This is a genomic window from Kribbella albertanoniae, assembly GCF_004348455.1.
GTDB classification, from domain to species: Bacteria; Actinomycetota; Actinomycetes; order Propionibacteriales; family Kribbellaceae; genus Kribbella; species Kribbella albertanoniae.
The window spans coordinates 1-15,197 of sequence record NZ_SMKA01000240.1 but is presented as its reverse complement, the minus strand read 5'-3'; the positions used below and the strand labels follow the sequence as shown (position 1 = coordinate 15,197).

Sequence of the window (15,197 nt, the reverse complement as noted above, 5' to 3'; positions counted from 1 at the left end):
CTATTCGTCGGCAGCATCAGATGTACATAAGAGACAGACCGCGACCCCCGCAACCATCGCCACCACGACCGCCAGAACCCCAAGCTTGCGCACCGCGACCTCCGACCCCCAGTCGAATGAGACCCCAGCAGTAGAACCGCAAACCGTTCCCCCAACAACCTTTTCGACCCCTCGTTCAACCTTCCCGACGAGCCTCTGGTCGACTGGCATACCCGCGGGCTGCTGGGCGAACTGCGGGGTGCTCGAGTTCTCGACATCGGGTGCGGCGCCGGTCGCAACACGCGCTGGTTCGCAACCCAGGGCGCGACCGTCCACGGCGTCGACCTGGCCGCCGACCTCCTGGACCGCATCCGCCCCGGCCTCCCGCCTTCCGCCACGGTGAGCGCCGTCGACATCCTCCGAGACCCGCTCCCCGGCGACCAGTACGACGTCATCTACGACTCCGGATGCTTCCACCACATAGCACCCCACCGCCGCCTGACCTACCTCGAACGCATCCTCCCCGCCCTGGCCCCAGCCGGCCATTTCGCCATCATCACCTTCGCCGCCGGCCAGGTAGAAACCCCCACCGACCTGGAAATCCTCACCACCGGCGACACCGCCGGCGGCATGTCCTTCTCCCTGGACGATCTCCGCACCACCTTCGCCGCCCTCACCCCCGTAGACCTCCGCCCGGTCCGCCCAAACATCCCCAACACCTTCGGCACCCCCTTCCTCAACGCAGCCCTCTTCACCACCCCAACCGTCGCCAACAACACGTACTAGTCGTCCACCCAACCCCAGCCACGCCTACGCGCACCCGGCAATCCGGGATCGCGGCGACCACTACGTGTCCTTCCCGACGATCACTCCCCGGCCACGACCTCACCGCGGCTTTGTGGAACATTCCGGTCGCTCCGTGGCAGTGAAGTTCCACAAAGGCGGCGTTCCGGCGGTTCGCGATGCGGCCGGGACGACATCTGCCGGGTCCTCGCCGCGCCACGCCGTACCGGGGGATCCGATCCACTGGCTGAACACCCGTTGCTGACTCAATTCCAACGTTGTACTGTCTTCTGGAACCCGCCTTCTCATGCTTTCGGGAGCCTCTATGACACAGCCTCGTGCCGAGTACCCGCGTCCGCAGTTCGTGCGGGCCGAGTGGGTGAACTTGAACGGCGAGTGGCAGTTCGAGATCGATCGGTCGGACAGTGGGCTGGAGCGGGGGGTGCGGGAGCGGGAGCTGGAAGGCCGGATCACCGTTCCGTTCGCACCCGAAAGCGCACTCTCCGGGGTCGAGGATGTCGACTTCATGGAGGCGGTTTGGTACCGGACGACGGTGACCGTTCCGCAGGAGTGGGCGGGCAAGGAGGCGGTGCTGCACTTCCAGGCCGTCGACCATGACGCGACCGTCTGGGTGAACGGGACCGAGGTCGTCCGCCATCGGGGTGGGTTCACGCCGTTCAGTGCGAACCTGAGCGAGGTGGCCAAGCCCGGCGAGGAGGCGACGATCGTCGTCCGCGCGCGGGACACCCACAAGGGCCCGCAGGCGCGCGGCAAGCAGAGCCAGTTGTACTTCAACCACGCCTGCCTCTACACGCGCACGACCGGTATCTGGCAGACCGTCTGGCTCGAGGCGGTGCCGACGGTGCACCTGAAGCGGCCGCGGATCACTCCGGATGTGGCCGGCTCCAGCTTCCACCTCGCCGTACCCGTGTCGGCCAACAAGCCCGGCCTCAAGATCCGCGCCACCCTCAAGGACGCCGACGGGGTTGTGACGACGGCCGAGGTGCGCGCCGATCTCGACCTCGCACCGCGGTTGACACTGCCGGTGCCGACGGACCGCGTAAGACTGTGGGACACCACCGACCCCCACCTGTACGACGTCTTCCTCGAACTGATCGATGCCGATGGCAACGTTATTGACACGGCCGACAGCTACGCCGGACTGCGGTCGGTATCGGTCAACGGCCAGGCGATCCTGATCAACGGCAAGCACGTGTTCCAGCGGCTCGTGCTGGACCAGGGGTACTGGCCGGAGAGCCTGATGACGGCGCCGACCGAGGAAGCCCTCGTCAAGGACATCGAGCTGAGTATCGCGGCCGGATTCAACGGCGCACGCCTGCACCAGAAGGTGTTCGAGGAGCGGTTCCTCTACCACGCGGACCGGCTCGGCTACCTGGTCTGGGGCGAGTTCGGCGACTGGGGTTCGGGGGTCGGGCACACCGGCGACGACAACCAGCAGCCGACGGCCTCGTACGTCGCGCAGTGGCTGGAGGCGGTTGAGCGTGACTACAGCCATCCCAGCATCATCGGTTGGTGCCCGCTGAACGAGACGCATCAGCTCCTGCACGACCGGATCACCCAGCTGGACGACGTCACCCGGGCGATGTTCCTGGCGACCAAGGCGGCCGACTCGACCCGCCCGGTGCTCGACTCGTCGGGGTACTCGCACCGCGTGCCCGAGACCGACGTCTGGGACTCGCACAACTACGAGCAGGACCCAGCCGAGTTCGCGAAGCAGATGGCGGGTCTCAAGGAGAACCAGCCGTACGGGAACCTCGGCGGCCCTGAGGGCAGGCCGATCTCCCAGCCCTACAACGGTCAGCCGTACTTCTGCAGTGAGTTCGGCGGCATCTGGTGGAACGCGGAGAAGGCGGCCGCGGGCAAGACCGGCAACTCGGAGGACTCGTGGGGCTACGGCCAGCGGGTCGCCGACGAGGAGGACTTCTACGTCCGCTTCACCGGTCTGGTCGACGCGCTGCTCGACGACCCGTTGATGTTCGGCTACTGCTACACGCAGCTCACCGATGTCTTCCAGGAAGAGAACGGGATCTACAACTTCGACCGCAGCAGCAAGCTCGACGTACCGCGGATCCAGGCGGCGCAGACCCGCCCGGCCGCCTACGAGAAGAAGGACTGAAGGACCAGGCTGCCGACCGCGACCAGGATCCAGAGAATCGCTCCGAGCAGGAGCGGTCTGGGTCCTGCGTCGCGCAGCTCACGCGGCCTCAGTGACAGACCGATCGCGGTCAGCGCGGCGGTGATCAGGCAGGTCCCGATCAGGCTCAGCGCCGGCAGCGACGCATCCGGCACGACACCCGCCGTCCGCAACCCGGCCGCAGCGATGAAGCCGATCAGGAAGAGCGGAACCAGCTTCTTCCACGGCAGCGGACCACGCGTCGAGGCAGTGGCCCCGTCATACGAAGCACCCTGTACGTCGGCCGCCCGGGCCGCGTCGAGCGCCCGCGCTGCCCGGTTCTCCCGGCGAACCTTCAAGGCGACCAGCGTCAGCACGATCGGGATCAACGTGAGTGAGCGAGTCAGCTTCACGACGATCGCCTGATCACCCGCACTCTGGCTGTACGCATACCCAGCCGCAACCACGGACGACGTGTCGTTGATTGCTGTCCCCGCCCACAACCCAAAGGCCTCCGGACTCATCCCGAGCAGGTGCCCGAGCGGCGGAAACGTCAGCACCGCCACCACATTGAAGGTGAAAATCGTCGCGAGAGCATAAGCGACCGACGACCGCCGCGCCCCGATCGCCGCCGTCGCGGCCGCGATCGCCGAGCCACCGCAGATCGCCGTACCGACGCCGATCAGGATCTGTGTGTCGTCCCGGACATCGAGCAGTCGCCCGAACAACCAGGCCCCACCCAGCGCGAGCGCGAGCGTGCCCAGCATCACCGGCAACGACGACAGGCCGACCTGAGCCACCTGCTGCAATGACAACCCGGTCCCCAGCACGACGATCGACAGCTGCAGCAAGTTCTTCGACGCGAAGTCGATCCCCGGCCGGAACACCTCGGATCGAACCCGCGGAAACGCCAGCCCGGCCAGCACCCCGAACACGATCCCGAACACCGGCCCGCCGACCACCGGCACCAGCCGGCCGAGCGGGACCGCCGCGGCGGCGAGCACCACAACGACGAGCAGGCCGGGCCACCGCCCACGCAGCGGAGGAAAGTGCCAGGTCGCGGTACGAGTTGGCCTAATCTCGACCTGCACCATCAGCCCGGCTCCTCCCTGCAGAAAATATGCGCACCAGAAAATGTGCGTACATTTAAGCTAAGAGATGACCGGACATTTGGCAAACCGGAGGCTCGAAGGATGACCGTGCTGGACCGCTCAGGCGGCGAGCCGTTGTGGAAGCAACTGCAGGAAGACCTGATCAAGCGCCTGCAGTCCGGCGCGTTCGACGCCGCCTTCCCCGGTGAGCTGGCGCTGGTCGAGCAGTACGCCGTCAGCCGCCACACCGTCCGCCAGGCGCTCGGCCAGCTACGGGCAGACGGCCTGATCGTGGCGGGGCGCGGCCGCCAGCCCAGGGTCGCAGCCGTCCCCGAGATCAGGCAGCCAATGGGAGCCCTCTACAGCCTGTTCTCCTCCGTGGAGGCCTCAGGCCTCGACCAGCACAGCGTGGTCCGCGCCCTCGACATCCGCGCCGACGGCGTCATCGCCGCCCGCCTCGAGCTCGAGGCATCCATCCCCCTGCTCTACCTGGAGCGCCTCCGGTACGCCGGGGACGAACCACTGGCGCTCGACCGAGTCTGGCTGCCCGCCGTACTGGCGGAGCCGCTGCTGGATGCCGACTTCACCCACACCAGCCTGTACAACGAGCTCGCCGAGCGCACCGGCCTCCGCCTGGACCACGGTCGCGAGGACATCCGCGCAGTGATGCCGTCCACGGCCGAGCGCGCGTCGCTGCACTGCCCGGCCGAGGCCGCGGTCTTCTCGATCATCAGACAGGGCACCGCTCAGAACCGTCCGGTCGAGTGGCGCCACACCATCGTCCGCGGCGACCGCTTCGCCCTGTCAGCCGAGTTCTCCGAGAACACCGGCTACCGGCTGACACCAGCCACAGCGCAGGCTCACGGCTGGTAGGTCAAAGCCCCCGGCCGGAACGGGTCATCGCCCGGCAGCCAGTACGGCGCGGGTCCGAGTTCGACCACGACGTCCCGCGTCAACGCCTCCACCGTGGCGAGTACGGCGGGATCGGATTCGTCCGACCGCGACACCAGCGCCCACGTCCACAGGGGTACCGGATCAACCACCGGCCGCCGAGTGAACCCACTGGGCATCGGAGTGGCATCCCGCTTCGGCGAACTCAGCACCGGCCGCCCCAGCCGCCGTACATGGTCGAAGAACGCCGACCCGGTGATCCCGTGGTCGTCGATCCGCTCAACCGTTGCGCCGACCGAGCGGGCGAACTCGATCGCATAGATGTTCCACGAGGCCCACGTTGCTGTGTCTGCGTCGACGAGCACGACCGTGTCCCGACCAGCCACAGGAGACTCGTCGCCGATCGAGACGGCGTACAGCCGATCGGCACCAAGTAACCGACCGGTTAGTTGCTGCTCGGCGAGATCCGTCGCCCGCACCCAGGTGATCGCCAGATCGAGACTCCCGTCCGCCACCCGCGCCGCCTGCGTGTGCGACGGCATCACCCAGGCGTCCACCCGCAGCCGCGCAACCCCGGAGACCCGCTCCTCGAGATCCGCCGGCCGCCAGCTCACATACCCCAGCCGCACCGGCTCACTCGCCGCGAACCCACGCGCCGTACGGCGGAGGTCGTCGGCCTGCTCCAGCAACGCGCGCGTCCGCGGCAGCAACGTCTCACCGTGAGCGGTCAGCGTGACGGTACGCCGATCGCGCTCGAACAGCCGGACCCCGAGGTCCCGCTCGAGCGACTTGATCTGCTGCGACAGCGACGGCCCGGCGATGTGCAGCCGCGCCGCGGCCCGCCCGAAGTTCAGCTCCTCGGCGACCGCCACGAAGTACCGCAACTGCCGAAGCTCCACCCTGGCAGCCTAGTAGCCGCAGCCTCCCAGCTGGGAGAAGACCGGTCGTGGAAAACCCCCGATGGTTCGACAACTATCGAAGTACAGGAACCATCCAGAGAGGGAGAACCATGAACACCCAGAAAGTCGCCGTGATCACCGGGGCCTCGCAGGGGATCGGCGCCGGCCTCGTGACGGCGTACCGCAAACTCGGGTACGCCGTCGTCGCGAACTCGCGGACGATCACGCGCTCGGACGACCCGTGGGTCCTGGCCGTGCCCGGCGACATCGGCCGGGCCGGCATCGGGACCGAGGTGATCGAGAAGGGCCTGGAGACCTTCGGCCGGATCGACACCCTGGTCAACAACGCCGGCGTCTTCGTGGCCAAGCCGTTCACCGACTACACCGACGAGGAGTTCGCCCAGGTCAGCGGCATCAACCTGCGCGGCTTCTTCGAGACCACCCGCCGGGCGGTCGCCGCGATGGTCGAGACCGGCGAGGGCGGCCACGTCGTCAACATCACCACGACCTTCTCCGAGCACGCCCTGAGCGCGGTTCCGGCAGCACTCGCCGCACTGACCAAGGGCGGACTGAACTCCGTCACCAGGTCGCTCGCGATCGAGTACGCCGCCCGCAACGTCCGCTTCAACGCCGTCTCCCCCGGCATCATCCGGACGCCGATGCACCCCGAGGAAACCCACGAGTTCCTCGCGGCCCTGCACCCGGTCGGCCGCCTCGGCGAGATCGACGAGATCGTCGACGCGGTCACCTACCTCGAGAGCGCGAAGTTCGTCACCGGCGAGATCCTGCACGTCGACGGCGGCCAGCAGGCAGGTCACTGAGATGAACGAAACGCTTGACCAGTGGGCGGCCGGCATCGCCGCCCACGACCCGAAGGCCGTCGCCGCACTCTTCACCGAGGACGCGATCTTCCAAGGACTACGCCCGTACGGCGTCGGCCGTGACGCCGTGGCCGAGTACTACGACTCGCAACCGCGAGGCCTGACCGCGAAGTACGACGTACTGGAGACCCGCCAACTGGCCGACGACTTGCTGCTCCTGTATCTGACCGTCGATTTCAGCTTCACGGACCGTCCGACGATCACCGTCAATCTCAGTGTGTTGCTGAACAAAGGGCTGATCGCGCACTACCAGGTCTCCCGGCTGTAGATACTGGCTGCATGGGAGTCAAAGAGTTGCGGTTGGTGGTCACGGCGGACGACTACGACGAGGCGGTGACGTTCTACCGCGATGTGCTCGGCCTGGCCGAGCGCGAGTCGTACTCATCGGCGGACGGGCGGGTGACGATTCTCGAGGTCGAGCGCGCGACTCTCGAGATCGCGGATCCGGGTCAGGCCGACTTCATCGACGAGGTCGAGGTCGGCCGCCGGGTCGCCGGCAAGTACCGGGTGGCGTTCGAGGTCGACGATGCGACGGCGATGACGCAAACGCTTGCGGACGCAGGCGCGACCGTGATCTCCGAGCCGACCAGGACGCCCTGGAACTCACTGAACGCCCGCCTCGAGACTCCCGGCGGCATCCAGCTCACGTTGTTCACGGAGCTTGACCTCAAGTCGTCTTGAAGTGTTCCACTACCGCGCATGTGGAATATCGAGGCCCTCGACCTGCCCGCCTACCTCGAGCGGATCGCGCATCCGCACGTCACCCCGTCCGCCGACAGCCTGTCGAGTCTGCACCGCGCGCACGTGCTGGCGATCCCGTTCGAGAACATCGACGTCATCCTCGGCACCCATCCCGGCATCGAGCTGGAAGCCGTTCAGAACAAGCTGGTACGGCGGCAGCGCGGCGGCTACTGCTATGAGCACACACTGCTGTTCGGCGCAGCGCTCGAGCGGCTCGGCTTCGAGGTCAGCAGACGAGTGGCCAGAGTCCAACCACACAAGGCCGGACCGCGAACCCACGCCCTGCTCAAGGTCGGGGTGGACGGCCAGGAATTCCTTGCGGACGTGGGATTCGGCGCCGGTCAGCTGTACCCGACACCACTCAAGGACGGCGTCGTCATCGACCAAGGCGGTTGGGATCATCGACTGACTCGCGACGGCGATGTGTGGACGTTGGCGAAACAAACCACTGATGGTTGGGTTCCACAGCACGCATCGAACGACGAGCCGGTCCGGCCGGTCGACTACGAGGTCTACCACCACTACGTTTCCACGCATCCCAATTCGCCGTTCACCGGTCGCCCGGTGGTGATGCGGGTCGCGGACGGCGTCGTACGGCGGCTGGTCGGTTCCGAGCTCACTGTCGAGTACGCCGATGGCCGGTCGACGACGCGCGCCGTACCGGCTGATGACCTGCCGGATGTCCTTGCTGGACTGGACGTTGTGCTCAGTGACGAAGAGGTCGACCGGTTGAAACTTGTCTGAGAAGGGTGTGAGAAGACACGCTTCGAGAGGCGGGACCGGCGAAAAGCGCTTATTCTACGGCCATGAGTGAGTTCGAACCCGGTGCCGACCTGGTGTCCCGTCTCCCTCTGCCAGGTCATGTGGTCGTCTTCGCGGACGGCCGATGGCGCCGCGGCTGGTTGATCGGCCGCGAGCATGAGGAGTCGGGATGGACCGGTCTGGTGCAGTACGAGGACGACGAGGGTCAGGAGCGGACGGAACGCCTGCCGGCGGACCAAATCGCGCTGACCGCGCCGCCCGCGCCGAACGAGCAGGCCTCGTAGGAGGGCCGTAGAACATGAGAAGGCCCCCGGGATGCGAGTCAACCGGGGGCCTTCTGCTGTAACGCCGGGCCGGGGCGCCTAGCGGCGGACGAGAACCCCGTCCCAGGCCCTTCGGGCGGTTGACCTGGGACGGGATCCTCAGTGGCGTTACACACGGTGTATCGCTGGTGACGGCCAGAGTGTTACACGATTCAGGGAAAATTCTTCCGGGTTCCGCGGCGGACCCAGTAGCCGGACACGTTGGGGCGACCCCGGTGCACTCATCCCTGAACACCGGGGCCTGGGTCGTCGGCCTCGCGCGCGACCGGCGGCTCGTGGTCCCCAGGTGCCCCAGCCGTGCTGCAACATGCACGCTTTCGCTCAGAAATGCACAGCTAACAGAATCCGGCCGCTTTCCGAACTGCGGATGTCCAGCGCGCTGATCTCGTTCCGCCGCAACTTCGTGGTCGCCGCCGGCTTCACCGTCGTACCGGGCGCGGCCGTCCAGGTCGCCAGCAACTGCGCCTTCCCCGACGCGTCGGTGAGGTACAGCTCGTACCCTCGGGCGCGCTCACTCGGTGTCGCCAACTCGTCGTACCGGCAGCTGATCTCGATGGTCGTCCCCCAGCGCTCCGGCACCAGCCGGGCGTCGGCGGACAGCTTGCTCTCCACGGTCTGCGCGAGTACGACGTAGTCGCCCTGCGGCTCGTCCTGAACCAGCGGGACCGCGAGCACCGCGCCGACCCCGATCGACACGGCCGAGACGGCGGCCACCAGCCCACCCACCCGGAACCGTCGGCGTTTGCGATCATCGGCGACCTTGCGAGCCAGCCCCGGCAGCAGGTTCGGCGTACTGATCGAGACCGACATCATCGCCTGGTCGCCCGGCAGCACGGCCAACGCAGCCGGTACGGCGGTCAGCGACGCCACCGCCGCCGAACACTCGGCGCAGGTCGTCAGATGCTCCTCGTACTCCCGGCGCTCGGAAGCCGACAGCGCACCCAGCAGGTACGCCGCGTCCCACTCCCGGTACTTGTCACTCACTGGCTTGTCACCCCCTTCTCCTGCAACGCGAGCTTCATCGCCCGCAACCCGTAGTGCAGCCGCGACTTCACGGTGCCCGACGGGATATCCAGCTCCGCGGCGATGTCGGTGACCGTCCGGCGCCCGTAGTACGCACGGACGATCACCTGCCGATGCTCCTCCGACAACTGAGCCAGTGACTCCGCCACCAACCACGCATCCAGTACGGCGTTCGCGTGGTCGGTGCTGGGTTTCTCCGGCAGGTCGCCGCTGGCCACCTCGCGGTTGACCCGGGCACTGCGCCGGTCGTCGATGACGAGATTGCGCGCCACCGTGAACAGCCAGGCCCGGGCCCCCGCTTCGTCCTCGGTCAGGATCTGCGGCCTTCGCCATGCCCGGAGCAGGGTTTCCTGGACGACGTCCTCGGCCAGTCGGTCGTCGCCGGTCAGCCGCACCACGAACCGCCACAGTGCGGGGGCATGCACATCGTGCAGCTCGCGCAGCATCGCGGCCCGGTCGTCGGCCATCGGGGCTCCTGCTCTGTCGGGCATGGGCTCACGTCACTTGGTCACGGATGCCGTCTGCCGCTGCGTGGCCGCCGTCCCCCGCTCCAGCGCCCAGGCGCCGTTGCCGAGAACTGCGATCAGCAGAAACGCGAAGCAGAACAGCGCCGCTTTCTCGCCACCATTCTGCACGGGCAGCAAAGCATCCACCTGGTGAACGGTGAAGTAGGCGTACGCCATCGACCCGGAGCAGAGCAAAGCGGCGTACCGGGTACCGAACCCGATCGCCACCAACGCTCCGCCGACCATCTGGATCAGCGCGGCCCACCACGACGGCCAGGCGAACACCTCGGCCTGCTTGGACCCGAGAACACCGAACACCGACGCAGCACCGTGGGTGGCGAACAGGAAGCCGACCACGATCCGGAAAACAGCGATGACCTGTGACTGATAACGCTCCAGTACCTGCATGAGCCTCACTCCTCAAGGGGCGGTTTGGGGACTTGCCCATGCGAACGGATCCCCTGCCCCTTCGGTTCAACCGAGCGTGCCCTTTACGTCACGAGGCGAATCGGTTGCACTAAAACGCTCTACTGCTGTAAAGCCCGCAACGACCGCAAAAACGCCGTCCGGTCGGCGGCCGGGAGCTTGCTGAGCAGCTCGTCCTCGTACGCCCGGATGCTCTTGCGGACCGCACGGCGGATCCGGCGGCCCTTCGCGGTGATGGAGAGCAGTCGCACCCGGCGGTCGTCGGGATCCGGCGTCCGCTCGATCAGGCCGGCCGACTGCAGCTCGTCGAGCGTCCCGATGATCCGCGACTTGTCCGCACCGATCGCCTCGGCCAGCGCCGCCTGGGTCCGGACCGGTGTCTCGTCGAGTGCGGTCAGCACCGAGTAGCCCCACATCGAGACGTCATGGGTGGCGAGGATCGGCGTCTCGGCGGCGATCAGCACCCGCACCAGCGGATACAGCAGCGCGGCCAGATCGGGGCGCTCTTCCATACCCGGACGATAACACTGGCGCAATCATATGCAGGCGCTTATGATCTACGCATGTCTACTATCGATTTCGTCTCCCTCGACCGCCGGGCCGTCAACGTCAGCATCGAACTGGCCGCCGGTGTCACCGACGCCGATCTCAGCAAGCCGACACCCTGCCGGGCCTGGACGGTCTACGGTCTGCTCGCCCACATGACCACCCAGCACTACGGCTTCGCGGCCGCCTCCCGCGGTGACGGCAACCCCGAGATCTGGAAGCTGCGCGAGCTCGGCGATGACCCTGCGCAGGCCTACATCGAGTCCGCCGAGCACGTCCTGGCGGCTTTTGCGGAGGAGGGCGTGACCGAGCGACTCTTCCCGCTGACCGAGTTCGGCCCGGATGTGAAGGTGCCCGGTCACCAGGCGATCAGCTTCCACTTCGTCGACTACGTGGTGCACAGCTGGGACCTGGCGAAGGCGCTCGGGACCACTGTCGAATTCACCCAGGACGTCCTGGACGCAGCCTGGTCGGTCGCGCAGATCGTTCCGGTCGGCGAGGCGCGACTCACCCCTGGAGCCGCCTTCGGTCCGGACGTCGAGTGGTCCGGTGCCGGTCAACTCGATCGCATCGTCGCCCTGCTAGGCCGTTCCCCGGAGTGGCCTAGCCCCGTTTCCCAATCGAAGTTAGGGTTACCTAACTAACATCGTTTCTGGGGAGGACCTTCATGAGCACCGCACCGCCAGGATCCCAACTACGACAGCTGATTTTCGGCTTCATGCCCGCGTATGTCGTGCGGGCGACGGCCCAGCTCGGGGTGGTCGACGCGTTCGGCGGCGTACCGCGGCCGGCCAAGGAGGTCGCGGCCGAGCTCGGGCTCCCGGTCGACAGCACCCGGCGGCTGCTCCGCGCCCTCACCGCGCTCGGCTTGTTCGCCGAACACGAGGACGACCATTTCGAAGTACTGCCGGAGGCCGACCTGCTGGGGCGTGACCATCCGGCCTCGGTCCAGGCGATCGTGGCGATGTTCACCGACCCGTTGATGACCCGAGGCTGGGAGGAGCTGGCGACCGCCGTACGGAACGGACGGACGACGTTCGACGACATCTTCGGGCAGCCGTTCTTCGCTCAGTTGGCCGCAGAGCCGCAAAAGTCGGCGCTGTTCAACGCGTCGATGAGCGCCGCGACTCGCGGTGTCGCGGCGGCTGCGCCCTCGGCCTACGACTTCGGGCGGTTCACCTCGGTGCTCGACATCGGCGGTGGCGACGGCACCTTGCTGACCGCGATTCTGCAGGCGCATCCGAACCTCCGCGGCGCCGTCCTCGACTCGGCCGAGGGCGCCGCCCAGGCACCGGCCCGGTACGCCGATGCCGGGCTGACCGACCGTGCCTCGGTCGTCACTGGCGACTTCTTCACCGCCATCCCCGACGGCTACGACCTGCACCTGGTGAAGAGCATCATCCACGACTGGTCCGACGACCACTGCGAACAAATTCTGCGCCACAGCCGCGCCACCATCCCGGCAGACGGCCGCCTGGTGATCGTCGAACCGATCCTCCCGGACCGCGCCCAGGCCGGTGTCACTCCCGGTCTCTACCTGAGCGATCTCAACATGCTCGTCAACGTCGGCGGCCGCGAACGCACCCGCGCCGACTTCGAGTCCCTGCTCAAACGCGCGGGTTACGAGCTGACCGCCGTACAGGCTCTCCCACCGGAGACCGGCTTCTGGCTGATCGAGGGCACCCCCGCCTGACGCGTCAGCCGGCCAGGGCCTCGACGGTCTTCTCGGCGGTCAGCTGGGCGGACTGCGGGTTCTGGCCGGTGACCAGGCGCCCGTCGGCGACGGCCTGTACGGCGAAGTTGTCGGCCGGGTGGTGGATCGCGCCGCGCTTGGTGAGCTCGTCGGCGAGGAGGAAGGGGACGACGTCGGTCAGGCCGACGGCCTCCTCTTCGGCGTTGGTGAAGCCGGCCACGTTCTTGCCGTCGACGAGGTACTTGCCGTCGGCAAGCTTCAGGTTCACCAGCGCCGACGGCCCGTGGCAGACCGCCGCGACCACACCGCCATCCTCGTAGATCTGGGCGGCGAGCTTCAGCAGGTCATCGGCCTCGGGGAAGTCCCACATCGTCCCGTGCCCGCCCGCAAAGAAGATCGCGTCGTACGTCGTCGCGTCCAGCTCGGCGGCGACCGGGGTGTGATCGAGGTCGACGGCGGCGAGGAACTTCTGCTGGATCGGGTCGTTCTCGTCGAGACCGTCGATCGGCGGTCGTCCGCCGGCAACGGAGACCAGGCCCACCTCGTACCCGGCCTCGGTGAAGACGGTCCACGGCTCGGCGGCCTCGGAGACATAGAAGCCGGTCTTCCGCCCGGTGTCGCCGAGGTCGGAGTGGCTGGTCAGTGCAATCAGTACGCGTGTCATGTGCCCATCGTGCGTCGGCGGGGTCATCGGAAACCAATAGCGCTTCCTGGGTCGAGGCATAAAATTCCTGATATGTCCCTCGACTTGCTTCGGACTTTCCTCGCTGTTCACCGGGCCGGATCGATCACGGGCGGCGCCCAGGTCCTCGGCCTGTCCCAGCCGACCGTCACCGCGCAACTGAAGACACTCGAGCGCAACCTCGGCCGACCGCTCTTCGATCGCCTCCCCCGCGGCGTCCGCCCGACCAGCGCCGGCAACGAGCTGGCCCGTCGCATCGCCGACCCGGTCGACACCCTTCAATCCCTACTGAGCATCGAACTCGACGACCCAGCTCCGGCAACCCTGCACCTCGGCGGCCCGTCAGACTTCCTCTGCCACCAGGTCCTCCCCGCCCTGGCCCCGCGCATCGCCACTGGACTCCAGGTCCGGACAACCTTCGGCCTCCCTGACGACCTCCTCGATCGCCTGCAGGACCGCAGCCTCGACCTCGTCCTCAGCTCGACCCGCCCCCGCCGCGCGGGCCTACGCGCAACCCCCTGCTACGACGAGACCTTCACCCTCGTCGCCGCGCCCCACTGGGCTCCTACGACTCCGGTCACGAGCCCGGACGAACTCCGCGCGATCCCGCTGATCGCGTACGCCGAAGAGGCCCCGATCCTCCGTCGTTATTGGCGGACCGTCTTCAACACGCGCCTCACCCGAACACCCGACCTGGTCGTCCCCGACCTCCGCGGCGCCCTCACCGCCACTCTCGCCGGTGCGGGCCTGACGGTCCTCCCCACTTACCTCTGCCACCCACACCTCGCCAACGGCACGCTCATTCCGCTGGCCACTCCAGAGGTCCCACCACTTAACACGCTCTACCTGGTGACGCGCACCGACGCCGGTCCCACGACAACCGCCGTACAAGCGCATTTGCTCGCCGTACTGCGCTGACGCCTCGAGGCATACACGGATTTGCGGCTGGTTTCGGTGTGATGTTTTCCCTTGTGGACAAGGGATTCAGCTCTCCTGCCGATTTGCTCATCGCTTCTTGCAACGCATAGAATCGAACACATGTTCGATGAAGATCTGACGCAGCTCTCGACCGCCGACCTGATGGAGTCGGCCGCCGAGTGCCGCGCGATGTCGGCCCGGGCCGATGCCCGTGGTCTCGAACATGCCTTGGTCTATGCCGACCGTTTCCATCCCGACGCCTGCACCCCGCGCCCTGGTCGGCGTTCGTTCGAAGGCCGCGAACGTGCGGTGGTTCTCGGCGGCGATGGCTGCCCGGAGATCGCGGATTTCGCGATCTCCGAGTATGCGGCCGTGCTCGGTGTCTCGGCCGGAGTCGCAGCCAAGATCATCGGCGAGGCAATGGCGTTGCGGCACCGTTTCCCGTTCACCTGGGCGCAAGTCCTGTCAGGTGAGGCAACCCCGTGGAAGGCCTGCCGGATCGTGCGTGACTGCATGGCCCTGTCCGAGGAGGCCGCCCAGTACGTCGACACCCGGATTGCCGCGCTGATCGACACGATCACGCCGTACCGCCTGGACAAGATCGTCAAGGCAGCCAAGATGCACATCGACCCCGATGGAGCCCGCGCCGAGGCGGCCGCGAAGGTCCGCGAGCGCGGGGTGTTCGTCGGCCGGTCCGACGAGCACGGCACCAAGACCATCTACATCCGCACCTCCAGCGGTGCGGCCATCCGGTTCAACGCCACCATCCACGCCCTCAGCGACGCCCAGCAAGCCATCGGCGACACCCGCCCGGCCCAGACCCGCTGCGCCGACGCCGTCGGCATCATCGCCGACCCGGTCTTCGCCCAAGAACTCCTCACCCAAGCCCGCAACAACCCCACCCCAGCCACACCAAGCC

19 protein-coding genes are annotated in these 15,197 nt (G+C 67.3%); 12 read left to right on the top strand and 7 right to left on the bottom strand.

The genetic code is table 11. The annotated features are described in order from the left end of the window. Nucleotides 1-195 precede the first annotated feature (195 nt). Nucleotides 196-765, top strand: coding sequence for an SAM-dependent methyltransferase (locus E1261_RS34945; RefSeq protein WP_132414007.1), 570 nt, complete (start codon nt 196-198; stop codon nt 763-765). 322 nt (nt 766-1,087) lie between these two features. Continuing rightward, entirely contained in the window at nt 1,088-2,899 is a 1,812-nt protein-coding gene (locus tag E1261_RS34940) for a glycoside hydrolase family 2 protein (RefSeq protein WP_132414006.1), read from the top strand. Here E1261_RS34940 and E1261_RS34935 read toward each other — a convergent pair. Next, on the bottom strand, nt 2,881-3,990 hold the full coding sequence (locus E1261_RS34935) for a YeiH family protein (RefSeq protein WP_132414005.1): 1,110 nt from the start codon (nt 3,988-3,990) through the stop codon (nt 2,881-2,883). The two genes, E1261_RS34940 and E1261_RS34935, sit on opposite strands and share 19 nt — an antisense overlap. A 99-nt stretch (nt 3,991-4,089) precedes the next feature. Here E1261_RS34935 and E1261_RS34930 point away from each other — a divergent pair, with 99 nt between their 5' ends. Beyond that, nucleotides 4,090-4,860: a GntR family transcriptional regulator gene (locus tag E1261_RS34930; RefSeq protein ID WP_132414004.1), complete on the top strand. Its 771-nt coding sequence runs from the start codon at nt 4,090-4,092 to the stop codon at nt 4,858-4,860. On the opposite strand, the gene E1261_RS46965 is transcribed toward E1261_RS34930, so the two are convergent. Further along, the gene (locus tag E1261_RS46965) at nt 4,848-5,777 is read right to left on the bottom strand and encodes a LysR family transcriptional regulator (RefSeq protein WP_132414003.1); all 930 of its coding nucleotides are present in this window, start codon (nt 5,775-5,777) and stop codon (nt 4,848-4,850) included. The genes E1261_RS34930 and E1261_RS46965 overlap by 13 nt on opposite strands. A 110-nt stretch (nt 5,778-5,887) precedes the next feature. Between E1261_RS46965 and E1261_RS34920 the strand changes: the two genes are divergently transcribed. From E1261_RS34920 to E1261_RS34900, 5 genes are all read left to right on the top strand, one after another. Further along, a complete protein-coding gene (locus E1261_RS34920; RefSeq protein WP_132414002.1) occupies nt 5,888-6,598 on the top strand; it encodes an SDR family NAD(P)-dependent oxidoreductase in 711 nt (236 codons plus the stop codon). 1 nt (nt 6,599) lies between these two features. Beyond that, nucleotides 6,600-6,926: an SgcJ/EcaC family oxidoreductase gene (locus E1261_RS34915; RefSeq protein ID WP_132414001.1), complete on the top strand. Its 327-nt coding sequence runs from the start codon at nt 6,600-6,602 to the stop codon at nt 6,924-6,926. 11 nt (nt 6,927-6,937) lie between these two features. Continuing rightward, nucleotides 6,938-7,339, top strand: a complete 402-nt coding sequence (locus tag E1261_RS34910) for a VOC family protein (protein ID WP_132414000.1) — start codon at nt 6,938-6,940, stop codon at nt 7,337-7,339. A gap of 18 nt (nt 7,340-7,357) precedes the next feature. After that, complete coding sequence (locus tag E1261_RS34905) at nt 7,358-8,143, top strand: arylamine N-acetyltransferase family protein (RefSeq protein WP_132413999.1); 786 nt, start codon at nt 7,358-7,360, stop codon at nt 8,141-8,143. Nucleotides 8,144-8,205: 62 nt separating this feature from the next. Beyond that, nucleotides 8,206-8,445, top strand: coding sequence for a hypothetical protein (locus tag E1261_RS34900; protein ID WP_132413998.1), 240 nt, complete (start codon nt 8,206-8,208; stop codon nt 8,443-8,445). A gap of 360 nt (nt 8,446-8,805) precedes the next feature. Here E1261_RS34900 and E1261_RS34895 read toward each other — a convergent pair whose 3' ends face one another. The 4 genes from E1261_RS34895 to E1261_RS34880 form a co-directional block, all read right to left on the bottom strand. Further along, complete coding sequence (locus tag E1261_RS34895; protein WP_132413997.1) at nt 8,806-9,468, bottom strand: anti-sigma factor family protein; 663 nt, start codon at nt 9,466-9,468, stop codon at nt 8,806-8,808. Next, nucleotides 9,465-9,974 carry a sigma-70 family RNA polymerase sigma factor gene (locus E1261_RS34890; protein WP_132413996.1) on the bottom strand — a complete coding sequence of 170 codons (510 nt, stop codon included), beginning with the start codon at nt 9,972-9,974 and terminating at the stop codon, nt 9,465-9,467. Before E1261_RS34890 ends, E1261_RS34895 begins: the two co-directional genes overlap by 4 nt. 33 nt (nt 9,975-10,007) lie before the next feature. Further along, complete coding sequence (locus E1261_RS34885) at nt 10,008-10,421, bottom strand: DoxX family protein (RefSeq protein ID WP_132413995.1); 414 nt, start codon at nt 10,419-10,421, stop codon at nt 10,008-10,010. A gap of 119 nt (nt 10,422-10,540) precedes the next feature. Next, a complete protein-coding gene (locus E1261_RS34880; RefSeq protein WP_132413994.1) occupies nt 10,541-10,951 on the bottom strand; it encodes a MarR family winged helix-turn-helix transcriptional regulator in 411 nt (136 codons plus the stop codon). A gap of 51 nt (nt 10,952-11,002) precedes the next feature. Between E1261_RS34880 and E1261_RS34875 the strand changes: the two genes are divergently transcribed. After that, nucleotides 11,003-11,629 carry a TIGR03086 family metal-binding protein gene (locus tag E1261_RS34875; protein ID WP_132413993.1) on the top strand — a complete coding sequence of 209 codons (627 nt, stop codon included), beginning with the start codon at nt 11,003-11,005 and terminating at the stop codon, nt 11,627-11,629. A gap of 23 nt (nt 11,630-11,652) precedes the next feature. Continuing rightward, nucleotides 11,653-12,678 carry a methyltransferase gene (locus E1261_RS34870; RefSeq protein ID WP_132413992.1) on the top strand — a complete coding sequence of 342 codons (1,026 nt, stop codon included), beginning with the start codon at nt 11,653-11,655 and terminating at the stop codon, nt 12,676-12,678. A gap of 4 nt (nt 12,679-12,682) precedes the next feature. Here the strand turns inward: E1261_RS34870 and E1261_RS34865 are convergent, their stop codons facing one another. Beyond that, complete coding sequence (locus tag E1261_RS34865; protein WP_132413991.1) at nt 12,683-13,342, bottom strand: type 1 glutamine amidotransferase domain-containing protein; 660 nt, start codon at nt 13,340-13,342, stop codon at nt 12,683-12,685. Between the two features lie 72 nt (nt 13,343-13,414). On the opposite strand from E1261_RS34865, the gene E1261_RS34860 reads away from it, so the two are divergent. Together E1261_RS34860 and E1261_RS34855 are read left to right on the top strand one after the other, a co-directional pair. Next, nucleotides 13,415-14,278: a LysR family transcriptional regulator gene (locus E1261_RS34860; RefSeq protein WP_132413990.1), complete on the top strand. Its 864-nt coding sequence runs from the start codon at nt 13,415-13,417 to the stop codon at nt 14,276-14,278. A gap of 120 nt (nt 14,279-14,398) precedes the next feature. After that, nucleotides 14,399-15,197: DUF222 domain-containing protein (locus E1261_RS34855; protein WP_132413989.1), on the top strand; the 799-nt coding region annotated here is incomplete at its 3' end.